Origin of the sequence: Pseudomonas sp. LjRoot71 (genome assembly GCF_964253255.1) — a bacterium.
Classification (GTDB): Bacteria; Pseudomonadota; Gammaproteobacteria; order Pseudomonadales; family Pseudomonadaceae; genus Aquipseudomonas.
This window is the reverse complement of sequence record NZ_CAXURA020000001.1, coordinates 240,030-260,060: the sequence shown is the minus strand read 5'-3', so window position 1 is coordinate 260,060 and position 20,031 is coordinate 240,030. Positions and strand designations below refer to the sequence as shown.

Sequence of the window (20,031 nt, the reverse complement as noted above, 5' to 3'; positions counted from 1 at the left end):
TGCGCAAGATTGTTCAAGACGGCACGACGGTGATGCGCCAGGCTGTGCTGCATTAAGGAGGGCACATGAGCCGTTTACAGCAGTTTCTCTACGGGGTGCGTGACAGTATTGCGATGATCGTCGGCATTCTGCCGTTTGGCTTGATCTATGGTGCGCTGGCCAGCCTGGCCGGGCTTAGCCTGGGACAAGCGCTGGGCATGTCGATGCTGGTGTATGCCGGCTCGGCGCAGTTTATTGCCATCAGCCTACTGACCCTGGGCAGTGGTGCGGTGGTGATTCTGCTCACCACCCTGGTGGTCAATCTGCGCCATGTGCTCTACAGCGCGGCGCTGCAACCCTATGTGGGCGTGCTGCCGCAGCGCTGGCGGGTGCCGCTGGCGTTCGGCCTGACCGATGAAACCTTTGCGGTGGTGCAGCGCCGCTATCTGGCGCGCGGCATGACCGAGCACGGCCAGTGGTATCACACCGGTGTTGCACTGGCCTTGTACCTGTCCTGGGTGTCGAGTTCGCTGGTCGGCGCGTTGTTTGGCCAGAGCGTGCCGAACCTGGCGGGCTGGGGGATGGACTTCGCCATGCTGGCGACCTTTATCGGCATCGTCGTTCCGGCGCTGCGCAACCGCCCGCAAATTGCCGCGGCCCTGGTGGCTGGCGCGGTGGCGCTGCTCTGTCATGCCTGGCCGTACAAATTGGGGTTGATGGCCGCTGCTCTCAGCGGCATCGCCGTCGGGGTATGGCTGGAGCGCCGTAACACGCCGACTGTAGCTGGGGAGGGCGCATGATGGAGACCTGGCTGCTGATCCTCGGCATGGCGCTGATCACCTTCGTGATTCGCTACAGCCTGTTTGCTTTTCCCGATCTGCGCTTCCCGCCGCTGGTTCGCCAAGGCCTGCATTACGTACCGACGGCAGTGCTGAGTGCCATTGTGCTGCCCGGCATGCTGATACCCGATGGTCAGCAGTGGGCGTTCGGTCTGGACAATGCCTACCTGTTGGCGGGGCTGGCGACCATTGCCATCGCCGCATTGACTCGGCATCTGCTGGCCACCATCGGCGGCGGCCTGCTGGTGTTCTTCGTGCTGCGTGCTGTGCTGGGGCAGTTACCGCTGTAAGCGCACGGTTGTTGCACCTGATTTGATAGAAAATGCAGCAAAAAACGTGCATGGCTGTGGCTTTGTCGGGTGTTCTTGCAGTCAAATGCCTGAAAACACCCGCTGGCCACTGCACACAGGTACACGGACGATGACCGAACACTCCCAATTCGCGTTGCTGGGTAAAAAGCGCTTCCTGCCATTCTTCCTGACCCAGTTACTGGGTGCCTTCAACGACAACATCTTCAAGCAGTCACTGATACTCGCCATCCTGTTCAAAATTAGCTCCACGGCTGACAAGGACCTCTTGGTTAATCTCTGTGCCTTGCTGTTTATCCTGCCGTTCTTTCTGTTCTCGGCCCTGGGCGGGCAGTTGGGCGAGAAGTTCACCAAAGACTCGTTGATCCGCAAGATCAAGTTCGCTGAAATCCTCATCATGCTGCTCGGCGCCGTCGGCGTGCTGCTCGGCAACTTGCCATTGATGCTCGCAGTGCTGTTTGCCATGGGCACCCAGTCGGCGCTGTTCGGCCCGGTGAAGTACTCGATCCTGCCGCAGCACCTGGAAGAACAGGAATTAGTGGGTGGCAACGCGCTGGTAGAGATGGGCACCTTCCTGGCCATTCTTGCCGGCACTATCGGCGCTGGCATCATCATGGCCAGCAGCGCCTATGCGCATATCGTTGCAGTAGCCGTAGTGCTGGTCGCGGTGCTGGGTTATCTGGCCAGTCGCGGTATTCCTGCAGCCTCGGCGGCCATGCCGCAGCTCAAGCTGGACTGGAATATCGTGCGCCAGTCCTGGGCGACCATGAAGCTGGGCCTGGGCCAGCGCCCGGCCGTATCACGCTCACTGGTGGGTAACTCCTGGTTCTGGTTTCTCGGCGCGGTGTACCTGACGCAGATTCCGGCGTATGCCAAAGAGTGGCTGTACGGCGATGAAAGTGTGGTGACGCTGATTCTCACTGTTTTTTCGGTGGGCATTGCGCTGGGTTCGATGCTTTGTGAGCGCATGAGCGGACACAAGGTGGAAATCGGCCTGGTGCCGTTTGGTTCGATTGGCCTGACCCTGTTCGGCATCCTGCTCTGGTGGTTCTCTGGTGGCTTCCCCGAAGCGGCAGTGGCCCACGACTGGTTGTCGGTACTGAGCTATAGCCAGGCCTGGTGGATTCTCGGCTCGATTCTCGGCATCGGCCTGTTTGGCGGCTTCTACATCGTGCCGCTGTATGCGCTGATCCAGTCGCGCACCGTGGAGCATGAGCGGGCGCGGGTGATCGCCGCCAACAACATCCTCAATGCCCTGTTCATGGTGATCTCGGCGATTGTTTCGATTCTGTTCCTGAGCGTTGCTGATCTGTCGATTCCACAGCTGTTCCTGACCATTTCGCTGATGAACATCGCGGTCAACAGCTACATCTTCAAGATCGTTCCCGAATTCACCATGCGCTTTATGATCTGGCTGCTCAGCCACTCGATGTACCGGGTTGAGCACAAAGGGCTGGACGCGATTCCCGACGAAGGCGCGGCGGTGCTGGTGTGCAACCACGTGTCGTTTGTTGATGCCTTGTTGATCGGCGGAGCGGTGCGCCGGCCAGTGCGCTTTGTCATGTACTACAAGATCTACAACCTGCCGGTGCTCAATTTTATCTTCCGCACCGCCGGTACTGTGCCGATTGCCGGGCGCAGTGAAGACCTGCTGATCTACGATGCTGCGTTCAAGAAAATCGCCGAATACCTGCGCAACGGCGAGGTGGTGTGCATCTTTCCGGAAGGCAAGTTGACCAGCGATGGCGAACTCAATGAGTTCAAGAATGGCATCGAGCGCATCGTCGCGGAAAACCCGGTGCCGGTGATTCCCATGGCATTGCAGGGGCTGTGGGGCAGCTTTTTCAGCCGTGACCCGCACAAGGGTTTCTTCAAACGCCTGTGGTCGCGCATCACTCTGGTAGCGGGCGAGCCGGTGGCTGCGGAAGTGGTCAAGTGCGAGTTGTTGCAGGCTCAGGTAAGCGCCTTGCGTGGTGAACGGCGCTAGCCTTTCAGATAGAAAAAGCCCGCCAATCGGCGGGCTTTTTTATGGAGTGTCACTGACTCAGTGGCTGAGTTTAAGGCCGAGCAAGCCACAAACAATCAGCGCTACACTGGCCAGTCGCATGAGTGTCACCGCCTCGCCAAACAGGATGATGCCGGCGATGACCGTGCCGACTGCGCCAACTCCGGTCCAGATGGCATAGGCGGTGCCCAGCGGCAATTCCTTCATGGCTAGGCCGAGTAGCCCCAGGCTGATGAGCATGGCGGTTACGGTGAGCAGGGTGGGGAGCGGGCGGGTAAAACCGTCGGTGTATTTCAGGCCTACGGCCCAGCCGACTTCGAACAGGCCAGCCAGCAGCAGAATAATCCAGGACATAAAAACCTCCATCAACAGTACAGATGGGCCGTCCCGAAATGGTCACTCGTGGAGTGGTGAGGTCGTCCTCACGCTGTGCAGTATTTTGCACATTGGCAGGTTCGTGGCAAGCCGCAGAGGATCAATGGTCGAATCCTCTGCGCTTACCCGCGAAGGTTTAGATGCCTTGCGGGATTTCTTCGCCGCCCAGGGCTTCGAACAGTGCGGGGAGGAAGTCCACCAGGGTGAGCATCATCAGGGTGAAGCTTGCGTCCTGCTGGCCGAGGTCGTCGTCACCACCATCCTGTTCGGCCTGATCTTGCAGCAGGTCTTCGAAACGCAGGCGCTTGACCACCAGTTTGTCGTCGAGCACAAAGGACAGCTTGTCCTGCCAAGCCAGGGACAGTTGCGTGACCTGCTTGCCCGCGCTCATGTGCAGCTGGATCTCGTCGCTGGTCAGGTCCTGACGCTTGCAGCGCACTACACCGCCGTCTTCATGGGTGTCGCGCAGTTCGCATTCGTCCAGTACGTGGAAGTCCGGAGCCGCCTGCTGCACCTTGACCCAGTCGGTGAGGGTGGCGCTGGGCGCGATTTTCACGGTCAGCGGACGTACCGGCAGTGAGCCGATGGCTTCGCGCAGGGTCGACAGCAGGTCTTCGGCGCGCTTGGCGCTGGCCGAGTCCACCAGAATCAGGCCCTGCTTGGGAGCGATGGCGGCGAAGGTGGCGGACTTGCGGATAAAGGCGCGTGGCAGGAAGGTCTGGACGATTTCATCCTTGAGCTGATCGCGCTCCTTCTTGTAGACCTTGCGCATCTGTTCGGCTTCGATCTCGTCAACCTTGTCCTTCAGCGCATCGCGCACCACGCTGCCGGGCAGGATGCGTTCTTCCTTGCGGGCGGCAATCAGCAGGAAATCACCGCTGGCGTGCACCAGTGGTGCATCAGGACCTTTGCCGAAAGGCGCAATAAAGCCGTAGGTGCTGAGTTCCTGGCTGGCGCAAGAGCGGGCCGGTTTGGCCAGGAGCGCCGTTTCGAGTGCCTCGGCATCAAACGGGATGTCCTGGGTGAGGCGATAAACCAGCAGGTTACGAAACCACATAAGGGGGTGAATCTCCATTAACAGACCTGCCGGCAGCAGCAGGTATCACAAGTCGTCAGCACCTTGCGCAGATGCTGTTTCAGGTTGGCCGCTGCGCTATGACCGCTTGGCGAACCTATGCGTTGCATTCGGGGCGCATTATTCCCCCGACTCATGCTCAAGGCCAAGTCGGAGTTAGGGTCTTTTGCCGTTTCGTCGCGACCCGCGTTGCCGCGCAAAATCTCGCCAGGCTAGGCGGAGGAAGCAGGTAATGGTTATTCCCTTGCCAAGTCCTCCAACACCGCATGGCGAGATTTTGCGCGCAACCCGCAGGGCCGGGCCTGTTTTAGCGCGATGCTGCGTTTCTCGACACTCATTTGGAACAACCAAACTTCGTGTCTCGTGCCTTGCCTCGTGCTAAAGCAGGCTCCGGCGTGGCCGCGAACGAAATGGCAAAAGACCCTAAGCCTTTGCTGCATCAATAAAAAATTTTCAAAACAGGGCTTGCCAAGGTGTCGATGGCTCTCTAGAATGCGCCCCACTTCGAGAGTGAAGGGTGATTAGCTCAGCCGGGAGAGCATCTGCCTTACAAGCAGAGGGTCGGCGGTTCGATCCCGTCATCACCCACCAACTCGCTTTTCGAGGTTACGCGCAGCGGTAGTTCAGTCGGTTAGAATACCGGCCTGTCACGCCGGGGGTCGCGGGTTCGAGTCCCGTCCGCTGCGCCATTTTTCTTCTCGCTTCATCCCCTCTGTGACACTTCGCTTTTATCCGCAAAATTCTCTCAGTAAATTCAGCTAAACATCTGAACTTATACGCATTTTCTGTCTCCTATCACGGTAGCCAGTGATCGCGGCAGCCTGCTAAGCTCGCGCTTTCACACCATTGCCCTAGGGCGCACCGAACAAGGAACAAGCATGAAACAGCATCGTTTAGCAGCGGCGGTCGCCCTGGTTGGTCTGGTTCTCGCAGGCTGTGATTCGCAAACCAGCGAAATCACCCTGGAAACCCCAGCACAGAAAGCGTCCTATGGCATCGGTCTGAACATGGGCAAAAGCCTGGCTCAGGAAGGCATGGACGACCTGGATTCCAACGCTGTTGCGCAAGGCATCGAAGACGCCATTGGCAAGAAAGAGCAGCGTCTGAAAGACGAAGAGCTGATCGAAGCCTTTGCCTTCCTGCAGAAGCGTGCCGAAGAGCGCATGGTGGCGCTGAATGCCGAGTCGGCCAAAGCCGGCAAGAAATTCCTTGAAGACAACGCCAAGCGTGAAGGCGTAACCACCACTGCTTCCGGCCTGCAGTACGAAGTGGTGAAAAAAGCTGACGGCGCTCAGCCGAAAGCCACTGACGTGGTAACCGTGCACTATGAAGGCAAGCTGACTGATGGCAGCGTGTTCGACAGCTCGGTTGAGCGTGGCAGCCCGATCGACCTGCCGGTCAACGGTGTGATCCCTGGTTGGGTCGAAGGCCTGCAACTGATGCACGTTGGCGAGAAGTACAAACTGTACATTCCAAGCGAACTGGCTTATGGCGAGCAGAGCCCGACTCCGGCCATTCCAGCCAACTCGGTGCTGGTGTTTGATCTGGAGCTGATCGCGATCAAAGACGCTGCCGCTCAAGAGTAATTCCAGGTTGTTTCAGACAACGCCCCGTCTCGACGGGGCGTTGTCGTTTACGGCGTATAAATTCGGCACTTTTTGCTTGACTGGCAGGTCTCAAAAGGCCTGTGTGGTTGTGTTGGTGTTACGGTTATGCACATTTCTCGGATGACCTGTGGCAGTTGTCGGTAACTCTTGCGTAGAAACCCGTTGTCATTTTTAAGTTATTGATTCATATAGGTATTTACCGTGTGAGCAAAAAATGCCCGATCTGTTGCGAGGCCCCGTGGGCTGGGCGTTTGCCAGGCTTATCGAGAATCTGTTCACAAGGTTATCCACAGCTTTAGTGGATAACCATGGCAAGCCCAGTACGTATGCGGGATTGCCGGGAGATGGCGAGGAACACAGTGAAAAATTTTGCGCGTTACCTGCGTTTGGCAAAGCGTTTCCTCAAGGCCGGACGGTTACCGGCGCTGTTGTTTTCGGTCGCCCGCAAGCGTGAAAAACTGGGTGAGAGATTCAGTGATCTGGCGGCTCAGCTCAAGTTGTTGCAGGCACTCTGTCTGGCTTGGTGGCGTGGGGAATACCGAGCCATTGATACCCAGGCGTTACTGGCGGTGATGGCGGCCCTGCTGTACTTCGTTACGCCGATTGATGGGATACCGGATTGGCTGTTTGGCATTGGCCTGGTCGATGACTTGGCCGTACTGGCTTGGGTGATGCGTACCTGGCGCAATGAACTGGCAGCTTTTGAGCAATGGCGCGCGGCTCAAGCTCCTGGGGTGCTGGGCGTGTTGGAGCGTTTGCCGGACAGCGAACAGCAGCTGATCGAGCAGCAGGGGCGCCTGTCGCAATGAGCGTTACGAACCTGCTTTAGGTGGCGTTGAGCCACTGCTCGATAATGCCTTGATCGCGCAATTGCAGCAGGGTCTTGTCCAGCTGCTCGGCACTGACAGGCAGTTTGGGGCTGTAGGTGCAGTGCATGCCATAGCGCTCGATGACCCAGGGGTTGAGCCTTAGTGCAGTAGCGGCTTGTTTATGCAGAGCGAGGTTCAGTGGCCGGCGCATGTCGATGATGGCATCTAGGCGCTGCTTGTTCAGCAGATTGAGTCCGGCACTGTGATCGCGCAAGTCCTGGCGAATGATCTGCTGCTTGGCGAATGCCTCCATCAGCGCCGCGTTATACACGTAGCCCAGTTGTGTGCCGACGGTTTTGCCATAGAGCTGGTGCAGGCTGCTGATGGGCGCCTGCTGATCGTGCAGCAACAACACATCTTCTTCGCTGTAGAGCGCTGCAGACCAGTGATAACGCTCCGGTCTATCTATCCATTGTGGGTTGCTGTTGCAGATCACATGGATGCGGCCGCGTTGCATGAACTCATCAATGCGTTTGTTCGGGGTTTCTACAAATTCTGCGCTGTAGCCAAGCGTCTGGCTGGCCAGCTGGCCAAGCTGATAAATCACGCCGCCGCGCAGTTGCTGGTCTTTGACTTCGACATAGGGCAGGCCGTCAGCGCTGGCAAAACCCCAGCGTAATTGCTCGGCATGGGTCGTCAGGCTGTAGGCAGCAACTAGTATTGTTATCAATGTACGCAAAGCTAGCCCCCAAGTGCAGCTTGCTAACCTGGCGGCAGTATAGATCACGCCCTTTGCCGTGCCGGCTGTTAAGATGGCCGCCTGTTCTGGAGTTGCGAGAGTGATGGAAGTGCTCTGCATGGAGATTTACAGATGAATGTGCAAGTGATCGAGCGTGATGGCGAGCCGGAGTATGCGGTGCTGCCATGGGCGCAGTATCAAGCCCTGTTACAGGCTGCCGGACACGCTCCCGACACTGCGGTTGCCGAAGCGCAGAGCGATACCCCGGCACTCAGCCAACTCACGCATCTGCGTGAGGCCAAGGGTCTGACAGCGGAGCAGCTGGCGCGCCAGGTCGGGATCAGCCCGCACTATATGGCCATGATCGAGAGCGGTGAGCGTCAGCCAGATGCTGCGATTCAGCGTGCACTGGCCTGGCACCTGGGAGTGGCTGGCTGGGAGTCGCAGCCTTGAGCGTGCGTATCAGTCGGCAGCATTGGCAGGCGCTATTGGATGAGCTTGAGGACGCACAGCGGCAGCGTCATCTGCTGACCTACCGTGCGCTGATCGAACGCCTTGCCTTACCCAGCCCGGCGATGCAGACCCTGGCCGCTGCTCTTGAGCACTTGGCCGCATTGGATGCCCGTGCCGAACGCCCCCTGCGCAGTGCGCTGGTGATCAGCCAGGGTGCCAGTCGCCTGCCTCGCACGGGCTTCTTCGAGTGCGTCAATCGCCTGGGGCGATTCAGCGGTGCTTCCGATGGTATTGCTGCGGCTTCCTGGCATGCGGCTGAGGTGGCACGGGTGTTCGAATTCAGCTATCCGGAAGAAGCCTGATGCCGATTACCCTTCGGGCTCGCCTGGGCTATGTGCTGGCGCGTCGCCTGTTCCACTGGTCGTGGTTGGTTAAACAGCCCAGGGCCTGGCGCTGGATGGAAGGGCAATTCGCGCGTATGGCCAATCTGGGAGATACCCAGGCACAAAGCTTCTATGGGCATATTCTGCTGTTTCGCGGGCAGGGGCTGGCTGCGCGCAATGAGGGCCGGCGTCTGCTGGCGCTGGCTGCCAAGGCTGGTGATGCCAAAGCCGCCTACCAGCTTGGCGTACTGAACCTGGCTGGCGATACCCAGTATGCAGCAGATGTACAGCAAGCCATCGACTGGTGGACTCAGGCGGCCAACGCCGGACACCCCGCAGCCGCGTACCGCCTGGCTGAACTGTACCGCGCAGGCGCTCCAGGCATTCCGGTTGATCTGGCCCTGGCTGAGCACTTTGCGGCGCTGTCCGCTGCCGCTCACGTCTAGTTTGGCGGTGCGGCTTAGGCCGCCGTATCGCTGGCGGTGTCGATGATGTGCAGGCTGTAACCGGGCACCGCCTTGGCATGCCGCTTGGCCTCTGAGGCCATGGCGGCAAGTTGGCTGGCATCCAGCTGTGCACACTGCTCGGGATGTACATGCACCACACCCAGCGACAGCGAGAGCAGGGCGTATTCCTGGCGCTTGCCGCTGCGGTCATGGGCGACAAAACAGCCAGCGTGCAGGTCCTCTTCCCGATAGAACCGTCGGCATTGGCTCTGGAAGTCCTCCAGCAGGCGATTGAGCCGTGCGCGCCAGTCCGGCGAGCCGAGCGCCAGGAGAAAGTCATCGCCACCGATATGGCCGACAAAATCCCGCGTTGGGTCAACCCGATCATTCAGGCATTGCGCCAGGCTCAAGAGCACTTCGTCGCCCTTGGCATAGCCGTAGATGTCATTGAACGGCTTGAAATTGTCGATATCCACATAACACACCACGGCTTCACGGCCCTGCTGTAGAAGGCGTGTCAGGCACTGCTGGATCGGTACGTTGCCTGGTAACAAGGTCAGTGGGTTGGCATAGCGGGCCTGTTGGATTTTCAGTTCGGTGATCAGCTTGAGCACGTCGATCACCCGACCCAGGCCGATGTAGCGACCGCCTTCAATGATGATGAAGTCTTCCTCGATGCGCTGGCGGGCGCGGCTGGTGAGCAAGCGGCTGACCTGTTGCAGCGACTGGCTGACTTCCACGGCCAGGTAGTCATCACTCATCAGGCGGCTGATCGGTTTGCGGGCGAACAGTTCGTTGGCAAAGGGCTTGAGCAAGGCTTCGGCCAGTGAGTGACGATGCACGATGCCGACCGGTTGCAGGGCTTCGTCGAGAACGGCCAGTGAGTTCAGGTTGGCCTGGGTGCGAAACATCTCCAGCACCTCTGTAGTGGGCGTGCCGGTGGCTACTGCGCGTTGCGGGTTGAGCAGACCACGCAGGTCACTGGTGTCTTCACTCAACGGACTGCTGGTCGTGGTGTTGGGCAGCAGGTTGAGGGCATCGCGCGGTGGCACCTCTTGCGGGCGACAGAGCAGGTAGCCTTGCAGCAGGTCGACGCCCATTTCTGCCAGTACCGCGAGTTCTTCGGGCAGTTCGATGCCTTCGGCGATGACTTGCGCGCGCGATGCCTTGGCCATCTTCAGAATGGAGCCTACGAATTCGCGCTTGACCGCATCCTGATGGATACCATCGATAAAGTGACGGTCGATTTTCACGTAGTCCGGGCGCAACTCTGACCACAGGCGCAGGCTGGAATAACCCGCGCCGAGGTCGTCCAGGGCGATGGAAAAGCCCATGGCGCGGTAGTGGTGCAGGGCTGTATCAAGCAGGGCGAAGTCGTCGGTGGGCGATTGTTCGGTGAGTTCAATCACTACCTGACTGGGCGGAATGCCCAGCGACTGCAAGAGTTGCAGCGTGCGACCCGGTTGGTGTTTGGGCTGCATCAGCGAGTCTGGCGAGACGTTAAGAAACAGCTTGCCCTCAAGCTTGAGTTGGCTGAAACGCTGGCAGGCTTTCTGGCGGCACAAGAGCTCCAGTTCGCTCAGGCGGCCGGCGCTGCGGGCCACGGCAAACAGATTGATCGGCGAGTGCAGGGCGCTGTTGGACGGGCCACGGCTAAGGGCTTCATAGCCGAGAATACGCCGCTCGGAGAGCGAGAAGATCGGCTGAAACAGGCTATGCAGATCACTGTTGGCGAGGATGTTGTCCAGCGCGCTGAACTGCTCGGTGGCAATCATGTTGGATCTCGATAGGCATAAAAAACGGGGACTGGTTGATGACCAGTCCCCGCATTTCACGACAATTTGATGACCCTTTAATGACGCTCGCTGTTACTGCTTGGCCAGACGGGTATTCAGGCCCAGGTAGTCGAGCAGGATGCGCCCGCTTTCGGCGAGGTAGGCATCGTCTTCCGGTTTGGTTTTATCATCTTCCACCGGCAGAGCATCTTCGTCTTCTTCCTTGATCTTGTTCAGCAGGGCTTCACCTTTGGCCTGGCGGCGGCTGTTTTCGATGGCCAGTTGCTGGGCTTCGATATCGGCCTGTTGGGCGCGGCGTTTGTTTTCATTGAGGCTGACGGTGTTTTCTTCCATCAGCTTCTGCGCCAGTTGCAGGCGTTCGCGGGCGAAGGTGAAGTCCGGGTTCTGTGCGGTGCGGCTTTCAAAGCGGCTCTGCAGTTCTGCCAGGAACGGTTTGATCGGGTCCAGCTCCGGTTTGATCGCAGGCTTGATGCTGTCCCATGGCAAGGCCTCGGGCAGGGCACTTTCGCCGATTTCCTTGGTGTCCATGACGTCTGGGTACTGAATATCCGGAATCACGCCTTGATGCTGGGTGCTCTGCCCGGAGACACGGTAGAACTTGGCCAGGGTCAATTTCAGCTCACCATGGTTGAGCGGCTGGATAGTTTGCACGGTGCCTTTGCCGAAGGTCTGACCGCCGAGGATCAGTGCGCGGTGGTAGTCCTGCATGGCACCGGCGAAAATCTCCGAGGCCGAGGCTGACAGGCGATTGACCAGCACGGCCAGCGGGCCTTTGTAGTAGATACCGGTGTTCTCATCGGCCAGTACATCGACACGTCCATCGCTGTTGCGTACCAGTACGGTCGGGCCCTGGTCGATAAACAGGCCGGTCAGTTCGGTGGCTTCCTGCAGCGAGCCGCCACCGTTGTTACGCAGGTCGATGACCACGCCATCGACTTTTTCCTTCTCCAGTTCGGTGAGTAGGCGTTTGACGTCACGGGTGGTGCTTTTGTAGTTCGGATCGCCGGCACGGAAGGCTTTGAAATCCAGGTAGAAGGCCGGAATCTCGATGACACCGAGCTTGTAGTCGCGGTTGTCGTGCTTGAGGTTGAGGATGGATTTCTTCGCTGCCTGTTCTTCCAGCTTGACCGCTTCACGGGTGATGGACACCACCTTGCTGGTCTGATCATTCGGCGCGTTGCTGGCGGGGATCACTTCCAGTCGTACTTGCGAGCCTTTCGGGCCCCGAATCAGCTTGACCACTTCATCCAGGCGCCAGCCGATCACGTCGACCATTTCCTTGCTGCCTTGTGCCACCCCGATGATCTTGTCGGCAGGGGCGATCTGCTTGCTCTTTTCCGCCGGGCCTGCAGGTACCAGGCGCACAACCTTGACGTGTTCGTTGTCGCTTTGCAGTACGGCACCAATACCTTCGAGCGACAGGCTCATATTGATATCGAAGTTTTCCGCGTTGTCCGGCGACAGGTAGGTGGTGTGCGGGTCGTAGGACATGGCAAAGGCGTTGATGTAAGCCTGGAACACGTCTTCGCCGCGGGTCTGCTTGAGGCGCGCGAGCTGGTTGTTGTAGCGCTTGGTCAGCAGCTCCTGAATCGCCTTGGGCTCTTTGCCGGCGATTTTCAGGCGCAGGACTTCGTCTTTAACACGCTTGCGCCAGAGGTCATCGAGTTCGGAAAGGTCTTTGACCCAGGGGGCGTTCTCGCGGTCGATCAGCAATGTCTCATCACTGTCGAGGTCAATCTTGTCGACGCCTTGTTCGAGCATGTTCAGGGTGAACTGCAAACGGCTCTGCAGGCGTTCGAGGTGGCGTTTGTAGATGGCAAAGCCCGGTTGCAGGTCGCCATTTTTCAACAGGTCGTCAAAGCGCGTGCGCCATTGATCGAACTCGGCAATATCGGAGGCGATGAAGTAGCTGCGCGAAGGGTCGAGCATCTTCAGGTAGCCCTGATAGATCTTTTCCGAGCGTTCGTCATTCAGCGGTGGTTTGTTGTAGTGGTGGCGCTTCAACAATTCCACGACGTTGAGGCTGGCGATGACCTGCTCGCGGTCAGGCTGCAGGTATTCCCAGGAGTCGTCACTGGTGGTTTTCGCCGCAAGCGGAAAGGCGCTCAGGGCAAATGAAAAGGCGAGGGTGACGCTGAGTAGGGATCGCTTCATGCTGATTCGACGTGTGGGCAGTTGATAACGCATATTAGGCCGTCTTTAAGGGCGCCAGGTTCCATCGGCGCAATGCAAAAGCCCGGCGGTCAGCGCCGGGCTCGGTTCAAATGCACTATGGAGGCAGCGTGAAGGCATTGCAAGGCGTTGAAGGCCGTGTGGAGTGGGCGCAGCAGCCCACACCGGCCTGTGATGTTGGGGAAATTCGCATTCGCGTAGCGGCCGCCGGCCTCAATCGTGCCGATCTGTTGCAACGTGCCGGCCTGTATCCGCCACCGCCGGGTGCTAGCGAGATCCTCGGGCTGGAGTGCGCCGGAGTGGTCAGCGAAGTGGGTGCGGGCTGCGACTGGAAAGTCGGTGATCGGGTCTGCGCGTTGCTGGCAGGCGGCGGTATGGCCGAGGAAGTGGTGGTCGATGCGCGGCATGCCTTGCCGGTTCCTGAAGGCATGACGCTGGTTGAAGCCGCCGCCTTGCCCGAGGTGTACGCCACGGCCTGGCTCAATCTGTTCCAACTGGCGGCGCTGAAGCCCGGGCAGAGAGTGTTGCTGCATGCCGGTGCCAGTGGTGTGGGGTCGGCCGCAATTCAATTGTGCAAGGCCTTTGGCAGCCCGTGTTGGGTCAGCGTCGGCTCTGCTGAACGGTTGGCCTACTGTGAGAGCTTGGGGGCTCAGGGCGGCGTGTTGCGCGGTGAAGAACAGTTGCAGGCGCTGCGTGATTTTGCGCCGTTCGATGTGATTCTCGATCCGGTCGGGGGCAACTATGCAGCGCTTAATTTGGAGTTGCTGGCCCAGGATGGCCGCTGGGTGAACATTGGTTTGCTCGGCGGACGCAAGGCCGAGTTGGACCTGGCGTTGCTGCTGGGTAAGCGCGTGCAGCTGATTGGCTCGACCCTGCGCAACCGTGATGCGCTGTTCAAAGCGCAGCTGCTAAAGGATTTACAGCAATACGTCTGGCCGCTGTTTGCCGAAGGGCGTCTAAAACCGCAACTTGAGCGCAGTTTTGCCGTCAAAGAGGCCGAGTTGGCTTTTGCCGAACTGGCGGGCAATGGCGTTAATGGCAAGCTGGTATTGGTGATTGATCCGACCCTGGCATAAGGCTATGGGTCGATTGGCTTACTCAATCAGAATCATGGCGGCAATCAATAAGCTTTTTTCGAATAAGGGGCTAGAATGCGCCCTGTAAATTTCCTAACCCTCAGAAGGAATCAGAGATGTCCCTCATCAATACCCAAGTTCAACCTTTTTCGGCCAACGCGTTTCACAACGGTGAGTTCATCCAGGTCACCGAGCAGAGCCTGAAAGGCAAGTGGTCCGTGCTGATCTTCATGCCGGCTGCTTTCACCTTCAACTGCCCGACTGAGATCGAAGACGCTGCCAACAACTACGCCGAGTTCCAGAAGGCTGGTGCCGAGGTCTACATCGTGACCACCGACACTCACTTCTCGCACAAGGTCTGGCACGAAACTTCGCCGGCTGTTGGCAAGGCTCAGTTCCCGCTGATCGGTGACCCGACTCACCAACTGACCAACGCCTTCGGCGTGCACATTCCGGAAGAAGGTCTGGCGCTGCGTGGCACCTTCGTGATCAACCCGGAAGGCGTGATCAAGACCCTGGAGATCCACTCCAACGAAATCGCTCGCGACGTCTCCGAGACCCTGCGCAAGCTGAAAGCCGCTCAGTACACCGCTGCCAACCCAGGCCAAGTGTGCCCGGCCAAGTGGAAAGAAGGCGAGAAGACCCTGGCTCCTTCGCTGGATCTGGTCGGCAAGATCTAAATCGCTGTTCAGCACTGCCTCGCGTTGCCGAGCAGTGCTGAGCCGGTTGATCTCTGCTCTGCGCTTTAGGGCTGCTACCCAGCCTCTTGAGTGCCCGATGCCCGGGTGCGATCCGTCCGGGCATTTTATTGCCCAAAATTTTTGTCATTGAGGACTATTCGCCATGTTGGACGCCAACCTGCAAACCCAGTTGAAGGCCTATCTGGAAAAGGTCACCCTGCCGTTCGAGATCGTCGCGTCCCTCGATGACAGCGCGAAATCCCAGGAGCTGCTGAGCCTGCTCCAGGACATCGTCGGCCTGACCGACAAGATCACCCTGAAGACCGATGGCAACGACGCCCGTCGTCCGTCGTTCTCGCTCAACCGTCCTGGTGCGGACATCGGCGTGACCTTCGCCGGTATCCCCATGGGCCACGAATTCACCTCGCTGGTACTGGCGCTGCTGCAAGTGGGCGGCCACCCGTCCAAGTTGGACGCGGAAACCATCGAGCAGATCAAGCGCATCGAAGGCACGTTCGAGTTCGAGACCTACTTCTCGCTGAGCTGCCAGAACTGTCCGGACGTGGTTCAGGCGCTGAACCTGATGGCGGTGCTCAACCCCAACATCCGCAACGTCTCCATCGACGGCGCGCTGTTCCAGGAAGAAGTCGAGCGTCGCCAGGTTATGGCCGTGCCGAGCATCTACCTGAACGGTGAAGTGTTCGCCTCGGGTCGCATGGAGGTGAAGGAAATCCTCGCCAAGATCGACACCAAAGCTGGTAGCCGCGATGCCGAGAAGATGAGCGCCAAGGAGGCCTTCGATGTGCTGGTCATCGGTGGTGGCCCAGCTGGCGCAGCAGCGGCCATTTACGCCGCGCGCAAAGGTATTCGCACGGCTATCGCCGCTGAGCGTTTCGGCGGTCAGGTGCTGGATACCATGTCCATCGAGAACTTTATTTCGGTGAAGGAAACCGAAGGGCCAAAACTGGTGCGTGCTCTGGAAGAACACGTCAAGGAATACGAAGTCGACGTGATGAACCTGCAGCGCGCCAGCGCCCTGGTTCCGGCCAGCAGCGAAGGTGGTCTGCACGAAGTGAAGTTCGACAACGGCGCTTCGCTCAAGGCCAAAACTGTAATCCTCTCCACCGGTGCGCGCTGGCGCGAGATGGGCGTGCCCGGTGAGCAGGAATATAAGGCCAAGGGCGTGTGCTTCTGCCCGCACTGCGACGGCCCGCTGTTCAAGGGCAAGCGCGTGGCGGTGATCGGCGGCGGTAACTCCGGTGTTGAAGCGGCTATCGACCTGGCTGGGCTGGTGGCTCACGTGACCCTGCTGGAGTTCGCTGACACCCTACGTGCCGATGCGGTGTTGCAGAAAAAACTCTACAGCCTGCCGAATGTGACTGTGATCAAGAGCGCGCAGACCACCGAGGTCAAAGGCGACGGTCAGAAGGTCAACGGCCTGGTGTACAAAGATCGCACCACCGAGGAGCTGCACACCGTCGAGCTGGAAGGCATCTTCGTGCAGATAGGCCTGCTGCCCAACAGCGATTGGCTCAAAGGCACTGTGGAACTGAGCCGTTTCGGTGAAATCATCGTCGATGCCAAGGGCGCCACTAATATCCCAGGCGTGTTCGCGGCAGGTGACGTGACCACCGTTCCATACAAGCAGATTGTGATTGCTGTAGGTGAGGGCGCCAAAGCCTCGCTGAGTGCCTTTGATCATCTGATTCGCAGCTAAACGTTGAGGCCAGCTGACGGCCTCACGTGGCGGTGTCAAATAGAGCGGACAACCTGCAAGGGTTGTCCGCTTTTTTGTGCGCGGTGTTCCTGGCCGGGTTCGTTTTGACCTTCTGCTCATCTGCTCTGCAGTTTCGTTTTGCCAGGATTAGTGCGCTGAGTGCCATCGATTGAGTGCTGATAGATTTAATTACGGTTGGCATATAATAATTATATTATGCGCGTAATATTTATTGGCGCACTATCACTTCCAGACAGTTCAACCATCGCACGCTGCAGGAGACACGCAATGAATACGCACCTTAAACAAGGCACAGCATTGATCACCGGTGCTTCATCAGGCATCGGTGCAACTTACGCCGAGCGCCTGGCGCAGCGAGGTTATGACCTGCTCCTGGTGGCCCGCGACCTGGCGCGGTTACAGGCGCTGTCTGCGCGCCTGAGCGAGCAGTACGGGGTGCAGGCTGAAGTGATGCAAGCCGACCTGACCGACAAGGCCGATTTGCAGGCCGTCACCCAGCGTCTGCGCAGCGACAAGGCCATCAGCCTGCTGGTCAATAACGCGGGAATGGCCATGAACGGGCAGTTGGTCGAGGCCGATCTCGACACCGTAGACCGCATGATCCTGCTCAATGTCGTTTCCCTCACCCACCTGTCCAGTGCAGCGGCAGCAAACTTCGCGGCTGCTGGGCGTGGAGCCATTATCAATATCGCGTCGGTGGTGGCCTTGGCTCCAGAGCTGTTCAATGCTGTGTACAGCGCCACCAAGGCCTACGTGCTGAGCCTGAGTCAGACGCTCAATGGTGAGGTCAAAGACAAGGGTTTGCAGGTTCAAGCGGTATTGCCCGGGATCACCCGTACCGAAATCTGGGAGCGCAGCGGCATGGATGATTCGGCGCTGCCGCCCAGCATGATCATGGAGGTGGGGGAGATGGTCGACGCGGCACTGGCAGGGTTTGATCAGGGCGAGCTGGTGACCATTCCATCGCTGCCCGATGCTGCCGACTGGCAGGCCTTTACCGCCGCGCGCGGCAAGCTTGGGCCGAACCTGTCCCACAGCAGCGCGGCTGCGCGTTACAAATAAGCCTGAACAACAAGCCAAGCCCCGACTGACAACAGTCGGGGCTTTTGCTTTTGTAGGGTTTGCGGAAATGTCAGGCTATGTTCGCGCCCGTGTTCTGCTCGATCAGCAGGCGGCGAGTGGTTTTCAGCAGTCGGTCGGACAGCTCTGGGTCGCTGACGCTGCGCGACAGCAGCAACGCACCGACCATGGCGCTGAGAATCAGCACACTTTGCTGATCGGCCTGTTCGCCGTGCAGGCCTGCTTCGATGGTGCTCAGGCGGTCGCGAATCAGTTCATCAGTGGTCGGGCTGGGTGCGCCACGCTGGCCCAGTTCGGCGGAAATGGTCGGCAGCGGGCAGCCTGCACCCGGATTGGCACGGTGCGCAGACGACAGATAGCCCTTGATCAGACCCGCCAATGGCAGCTCGCTGCTGGCTGCGGCCAGCTGTTCGGCGCTGTGGCGCAGTGCGGTTTCCACCAGCTCGTCTTTCGACTTGAAGTGGGCGTAGAAGCCGCCATGGGTCAGGCCCAGGGTTTTCATCAACGGTTGCAGGCCGGTTGCACCCACGCCATCTCGGCGAAACAGGTGTGCGGCTTCTTCGATGATGCGCTGGTGGGTTTGGGCTTTATGGTCTTCGGAGTAACGCATGGAGTACCTGGCCGCTGATATTTAAGATGTTGGCTGCCATCTTACCCGCTTCGTCTGGCTGTTTCAGCGCCCGGCGTAGTGACGCGCCGGGCGGGTGCAGCACAGGATTAGACGGCTTCCAGTAGGGTGGCAACGCCCTGGCCGCCGGCAATGCATTGGGTGGCAATGGCATAGCGGCCGTCCGTGCGCTGCAGCAGGCTGGCGGCCTTGCCGGTAATCCGCGCACCGGTCGCCCCAAGTGGGTGACCCAGCGCCAGGGCGCCGCCGTCGAGATTGACCTTGGCCATGTCCAGCCCCAGTTCGCGCACGCAGGCCAGTGACTGGCTGGCGAATGCTTCGTTGATTTCCACCAGGTCGATGTCCTCGATACGCAAGCCCGCGCGCTGCAGCACCTTGCGTGTCGCCACCACCGGGCCCATGCCCATGATTTCTGGCGCGCAACCACCCACTGCGACAGCCTTGATCCGTGCGAAGATATTCAGGCGATGGCGGCGGGCAAAGTCTTCACTGCACACCAGCACGGCGGCACTGCCGTCGGTGAGTGGTGACGCCGTACCCGCAGTCACGCTGCCGCCAAAGGCCGGCTTGAGCTGGGCCAGAGCCTCGAGGTGAGTGCCAGGGCGGATGCAGCCGTCGGCTTCGACCAGGCCTTCGGGCGTGCTGATGGCGACGAGTTCATCGCGAAACAGGCCACTCTCACGGGCTGCAGTGGCTTTGGCATGCGACTCGACAGCCATGGCGTCCTGATCATTGCGGCTGATGTTGAAGCGCTTGGCCACTTCCTCTGCCGTGTGCCCCATGCTCATGTAGACCTGTGCAAAGTTCTCGAGCAGGGTGGGGTTGGGGGAAATATTGAAACCACCCATGGGCACGCGCGTCATCGACTCAACCCCCGCACAGATAAAGGCCTCGCCGGCGCCGAGCATGATTTGCCCAGCCGCGAAGTGCACGGCAGTCATCGACGAGCCGCAGAAGCGGTTGACCGTCGCTCCACCGAGGGTTTCCGGGAAGCCGGCGCGGAAGCTGGCAATGCGGGCGATATTCATGCCCTGTTCGGCTTCCGGGTAGGCGCAGCCCATGATCACGTCTTCGATCTCTGCTGGATCGAGGTCGAGCTTGTCCACCAGGCCGCGCAGCGTCTGGGCGGCGAGATCGTCCGGGCGGAGGTTGATCAGGGAGCCTTTCTTGGCGAAGTGAAATGGCGAGCGCGCAAAACCGGCGATGACGATGGATGACATGGTGGAGTTCCTCATGGTGATTAACGCGATGGCAAAGCCAGGCTCAGCCGGGCATGTTGAGAATCAGGCAGGTGGTTGAGCCCACGGCATACAGGCGGTCGTCGACGTCATAGATACGCCCCTCGGCCAGTGCGGTGGTGCGGCCTAGATGGACGATGCGGCCCTCGGCGCGAACCGGGCCGATTTTCTTGCTCAGGGCCCGGATATAGCTGATGCGCAGGTCGGTGGTGGTGTAACCCTGGCCGCGTTGCAACTGCGTATGGATGGCGCAACCCATGCAGGAGTCGAGCAGGGTGGCGGCGTAACCACCGTGTACGCTGCCCAGGGGATTGTAGTGACGTTCATCGGGCGTGCCCTGAAAGAGAAAACGACCGGGTGACCACTCCAGCGGGATGAAATCCAGCAGGTGACCGATGGGCGGCGAGGGCAGTTCACCGCGTCCGATACCGTCAAAGAACTCCTGCGGTAGCAATTCGCTGACCTGCGCCAGGCTCATGCTGCCGGGTGCACCAAGGCTGGCGCGCATGGCCTGTTCGGCGGCGATCCATTCAGCCAGTTTTTCTTCGTGTGATGGAGTGCTCATGGGGGCCTCTGCTTGGGTCGGTGTTTTATATTTCGAGCGT

20 protein-coding genes and 2 tRNA genes are annotated in these 20,031 nt (G+C 59.3%); 14 read left to right on the top strand and 8 right to left on the bottom strand.

The annotated features are described in order from the left end of the window. The first annotated feature begins 65 nt into the window (after positions 1-65). The 3 genes from ACSQ17_RS01260 (at position 66) to ACSQ17_RS01250 (ending at position 3,113) form a co-directional block, all read left to right on the top strand. Complete coding sequence (locus tag ACSQ17_RS01260) at positions 66-779, top strand: AzlC family ABC transporter permease (protein ID WP_436067258.1); 714 nt, start codon at positions 66-68, stop codon at positions 777-779. Further along, positions 779-1,108, top strand: a complete 330-nt coding sequence (locus ACSQ17_RS01255; RefSeq protein ID WP_436070406.1) for an AzlD domain-containing protein — start codon at positions 779-781, stop codon at positions 1,106-1,108. Before ACSQ17_RS01260 ends, ACSQ17_RS01255 begins: the two co-directional genes overlap by 1 nt. Before the next feature lie 130 nt (positions 1,109-1,238). Next, the gene (locus ACSQ17_RS01250) at positions 1,239-3,113 is read left to right on the top strand and encodes an MFS transporter (protein ID WP_436067257.1); all 1,875 of its coding nucleotides are present in this window, start codon (positions 1,239-1,241) and stop codon (positions 3,111-3,113) included. Positions 3,114-3,170: 57 nt separating this feature from the next. Here ACSQ17_RS01250 and sugE read toward each other — a convergent pair whose 3' ends face one another. Continuing rightward, a complete protein-coding gene (gene sugE / locus ACSQ17_RS01245) occupies positions 3,171-3,485 on the bottom strand; it encodes a quaternary ammonium compound efflux SMR transporter SugE (RefSeq protein ID WP_233684683.1) in 315 nt (104 codons plus the stop codon). A 157-nt stretch (positions 3,486-3,642) separates the two neighbouring features. Then, positions 3,643-4,563, bottom strand: a complete 921-nt coding sequence (gene rdgC, locus ACSQ17_RS01240; protein WP_257779182.1) for a recombination-associated protein RdgC — start codon at positions 4,561-4,563, stop codon at positions 3,643-3,645. A gap of 533 nt (positions 4,564-5,096) precedes the next feature. On the opposite strand from rdgC, the gene ACSQ17_RS01235 reads away from it, so the two are divergent. The 4 genes from ACSQ17_RS01235 to ACSQ17_RS01220 all read left to right on the top strand — a co-directional run bounded on the left by ACSQ17_RS01235 (position 5,097) and on the right by ACSQ17_RS01220 (position 6,997). Next, positions 5,097-5,172: transfer RNA gene (locus ACSQ17_RS01235), tRNA-Val, on the top strand. A gap of 21 nt (positions 5,173-5,193) precedes the next feature. Continuing rightward, positions 5,194-5,270: transfer RNA gene (locus ACSQ17_RS01230), tRNA-Asp, on the top strand. 189 nt (positions 5,271-5,459) lie between these two features. Then, a complete protein-coding gene (locus ACSQ17_RS01225; protein ID WP_436067256.1) occupies positions 5,460-6,167 on the top strand; it encodes an FKBP-type peptidyl-prolyl cis-trans isomerase in 708 nt (235 codons plus the stop codon). A gap of 380 nt (positions 6,168-6,547) precedes the next feature. Then, positions 6,548-6,997, top strand: coding sequence for a YkvA family protein (locus ACSQ17_RS01220; protein WP_436067255.1), 450 nt, complete (start codon positions 6,548-6,550; stop codon positions 6,995-6,997). Between the two features lie 16 nt (positions 6,998-7,013). On the opposite strand, the gene ACSQ17_RS01215 is transcribed toward ACSQ17_RS01220, so the two are convergent. Continuing rightward, positions 7,014-7,736, bottom strand: a complete 723-nt coding sequence (locus tag ACSQ17_RS01215) for a substrate-binding periplasmic protein (protein ID WP_436067254.1) — start codon at positions 7,734-7,736, stop codon at positions 7,014-7,016. A 132-nt stretch (positions 7,737-7,868) separates the two neighbouring features. On the opposite strand from ACSQ17_RS01215, the gene ACSQ17_RS01210 reads away from it, so the two are divergent. From ACSQ17_RS01210 to ACSQ17_RS01200, 3 genes are read left to right on the top strand one after another with little or no spacing between them, the layout of a single operon-like run. After that, positions 7,869-8,189 (top strand): helix-turn-helix domain-containing protein, encoded by a 321-nt coding sequence (locus ACSQ17_RS01210; RefSeq protein ID WP_436067253.1) that lies wholly within the window; start codon positions 7,869-7,871, stop codon positions 8,187-8,189. After that, positions 8,186-8,551 carry a hypothetical protein gene (locus ACSQ17_RS01205; RefSeq protein ID WP_422909224.1) on the top strand — a complete coding sequence of 122 codons (366 nt, stop codon included), beginning with the start codon at positions 8,186-8,188 and terminating at the stop codon, positions 8,549-8,551. The genes ACSQ17_RS01210 and ACSQ17_RS01205 overlap by 4 nt, the downstream gene beginning before the upstream one ends. Next, on the top strand, positions 8,551-9,018 hold the full coding sequence (locus ACSQ17_RS01200; protein WP_436067252.1) for a sel1 repeat family protein: 468 nt from the start codon (positions 8,551-8,553) through the stop codon (positions 9,016-9,018). The genes ACSQ17_RS01205 and ACSQ17_RS01200 overlap by 1 nt, the downstream gene beginning before the upstream one ends. A 14-nt stretch (positions 9,019-9,032) precedes the next feature. Here ACSQ17_RS01200 and ACSQ17_RS01195 read toward each other — a convergent pair whose 3' ends face one another. Further along, positions 9,033-10,793, bottom strand: a complete 1,761-nt coding sequence (locus ACSQ17_RS01195; protein ID WP_436067251.1) for a bifunctional diguanylate cyclase/phosphodiesterase — start codon at positions 10,791-10,793, stop codon at positions 9,033-9,035. Between the two features lie 93 nt (positions 10,794-10,886). Beyond that, entirely contained in the window at positions 10,887-12,968 is a 2,082-nt protein-coding gene (locus tag ACSQ17_RS01190) for a carboxy terminal-processing peptidase (protein ID WP_436067250.1), read from the bottom strand. A 128-nt stretch (positions 12,969-13,096) separates the two neighbouring features. Between ACSQ17_RS01190 and ACSQ17_RS01185 the strand changes: the two genes are divergently transcribed. The 4 genes from ACSQ17_RS01185 to ACSQ17_RS01170 all read left to right on the top strand — a co-directional run bounded on the left by ACSQ17_RS01185 (position 13,097) and on the right by ACSQ17_RS01170 (position 17,542). Next, complete coding sequence (locus ACSQ17_RS01185; protein WP_436067249.1) at positions 13,097-14,062, top strand: NAD(P)H-quinone oxidoreductase; 966 nt, start codon at positions 13,097-13,099, stop codon at positions 14,060-14,062. Positions 14,063-14,178: 116 nt separating this feature from the next. Further along, a complete protein-coding gene (ahpC, locus tag ACSQ17_RS01180; RefSeq protein WP_108487477.1) occupies positions 14,179-14,742 on the top strand; it encodes an alkyl hydroperoxide reductase subunit C in 564 nt (187 codons plus the stop codon). Between the two features lie 163 nt (positions 14,743-14,905). After that, on the top strand, positions 14,906-16,459 hold the full coding sequence (gene ahpF / locus ACSQ17_RS01175) for an alkyl hydroperoxide reductase subunit F (RefSeq protein WP_436067248.1): 1,554 nt from the start codon (positions 14,906-14,908) through the stop codon (positions 16,457-16,459). Positions 16,460-16,747: 288 nt separating this feature from the next. Further along, positions 16,748-17,542, top strand: a complete 795-nt coding sequence (locus tag ACSQ17_RS01170; RefSeq protein ID WP_436067247.1) for an SDR family NAD(P)-dependent oxidoreductase — start codon at positions 16,748-16,750, stop codon at positions 17,540-17,542. A 70-nt stretch (positions 17,543-17,612) separates the two neighbouring features. Here ACSQ17_RS01170 and ACSQ17_RS01165 read toward each other — a convergent pair whose 3' ends face one another. The 3 genes from ACSQ17_RS01165 to ACSQ17_RS01155 all read right to left on the bottom strand — a co-directional run bounded on the left by ACSQ17_RS01165 (position 17,613) and on the right by ACSQ17_RS01155 (position 19,991). Next, a complete protein-coding gene (locus ACSQ17_RS01165; protein ID WP_436067246.1) occupies positions 17,613-18,170 on the bottom strand; it encodes a TetR/AcrR family transcriptional regulator in 558 nt (185 codons plus the stop codon). Between the two features lie 107 nt (positions 18,171-18,277). Further along, positions 18,278-19,408 (bottom strand): thiolase family protein, encoded by a 1,131-nt coding sequence (locus tag ACSQ17_RS01160; protein ID WP_436067245.1) that lies wholly within the window; start codon positions 19,406-19,408, stop codon positions 18,278-18,280. A 43-nt stretch (positions 19,409-19,451) separates the two neighbouring features. Further along, positions 19,452-19,991 (bottom strand): PaaI family thioesterase, encoded by a 540-nt coding sequence (locus tag ACSQ17_RS01155; RefSeq protein WP_436067244.1) that lies wholly within the window; start codon positions 19,989-19,991, stop codon positions 19,452-19,454. Between the last annotated feature and the right edge of the window lie 40 nt (positions 19,992-20,031).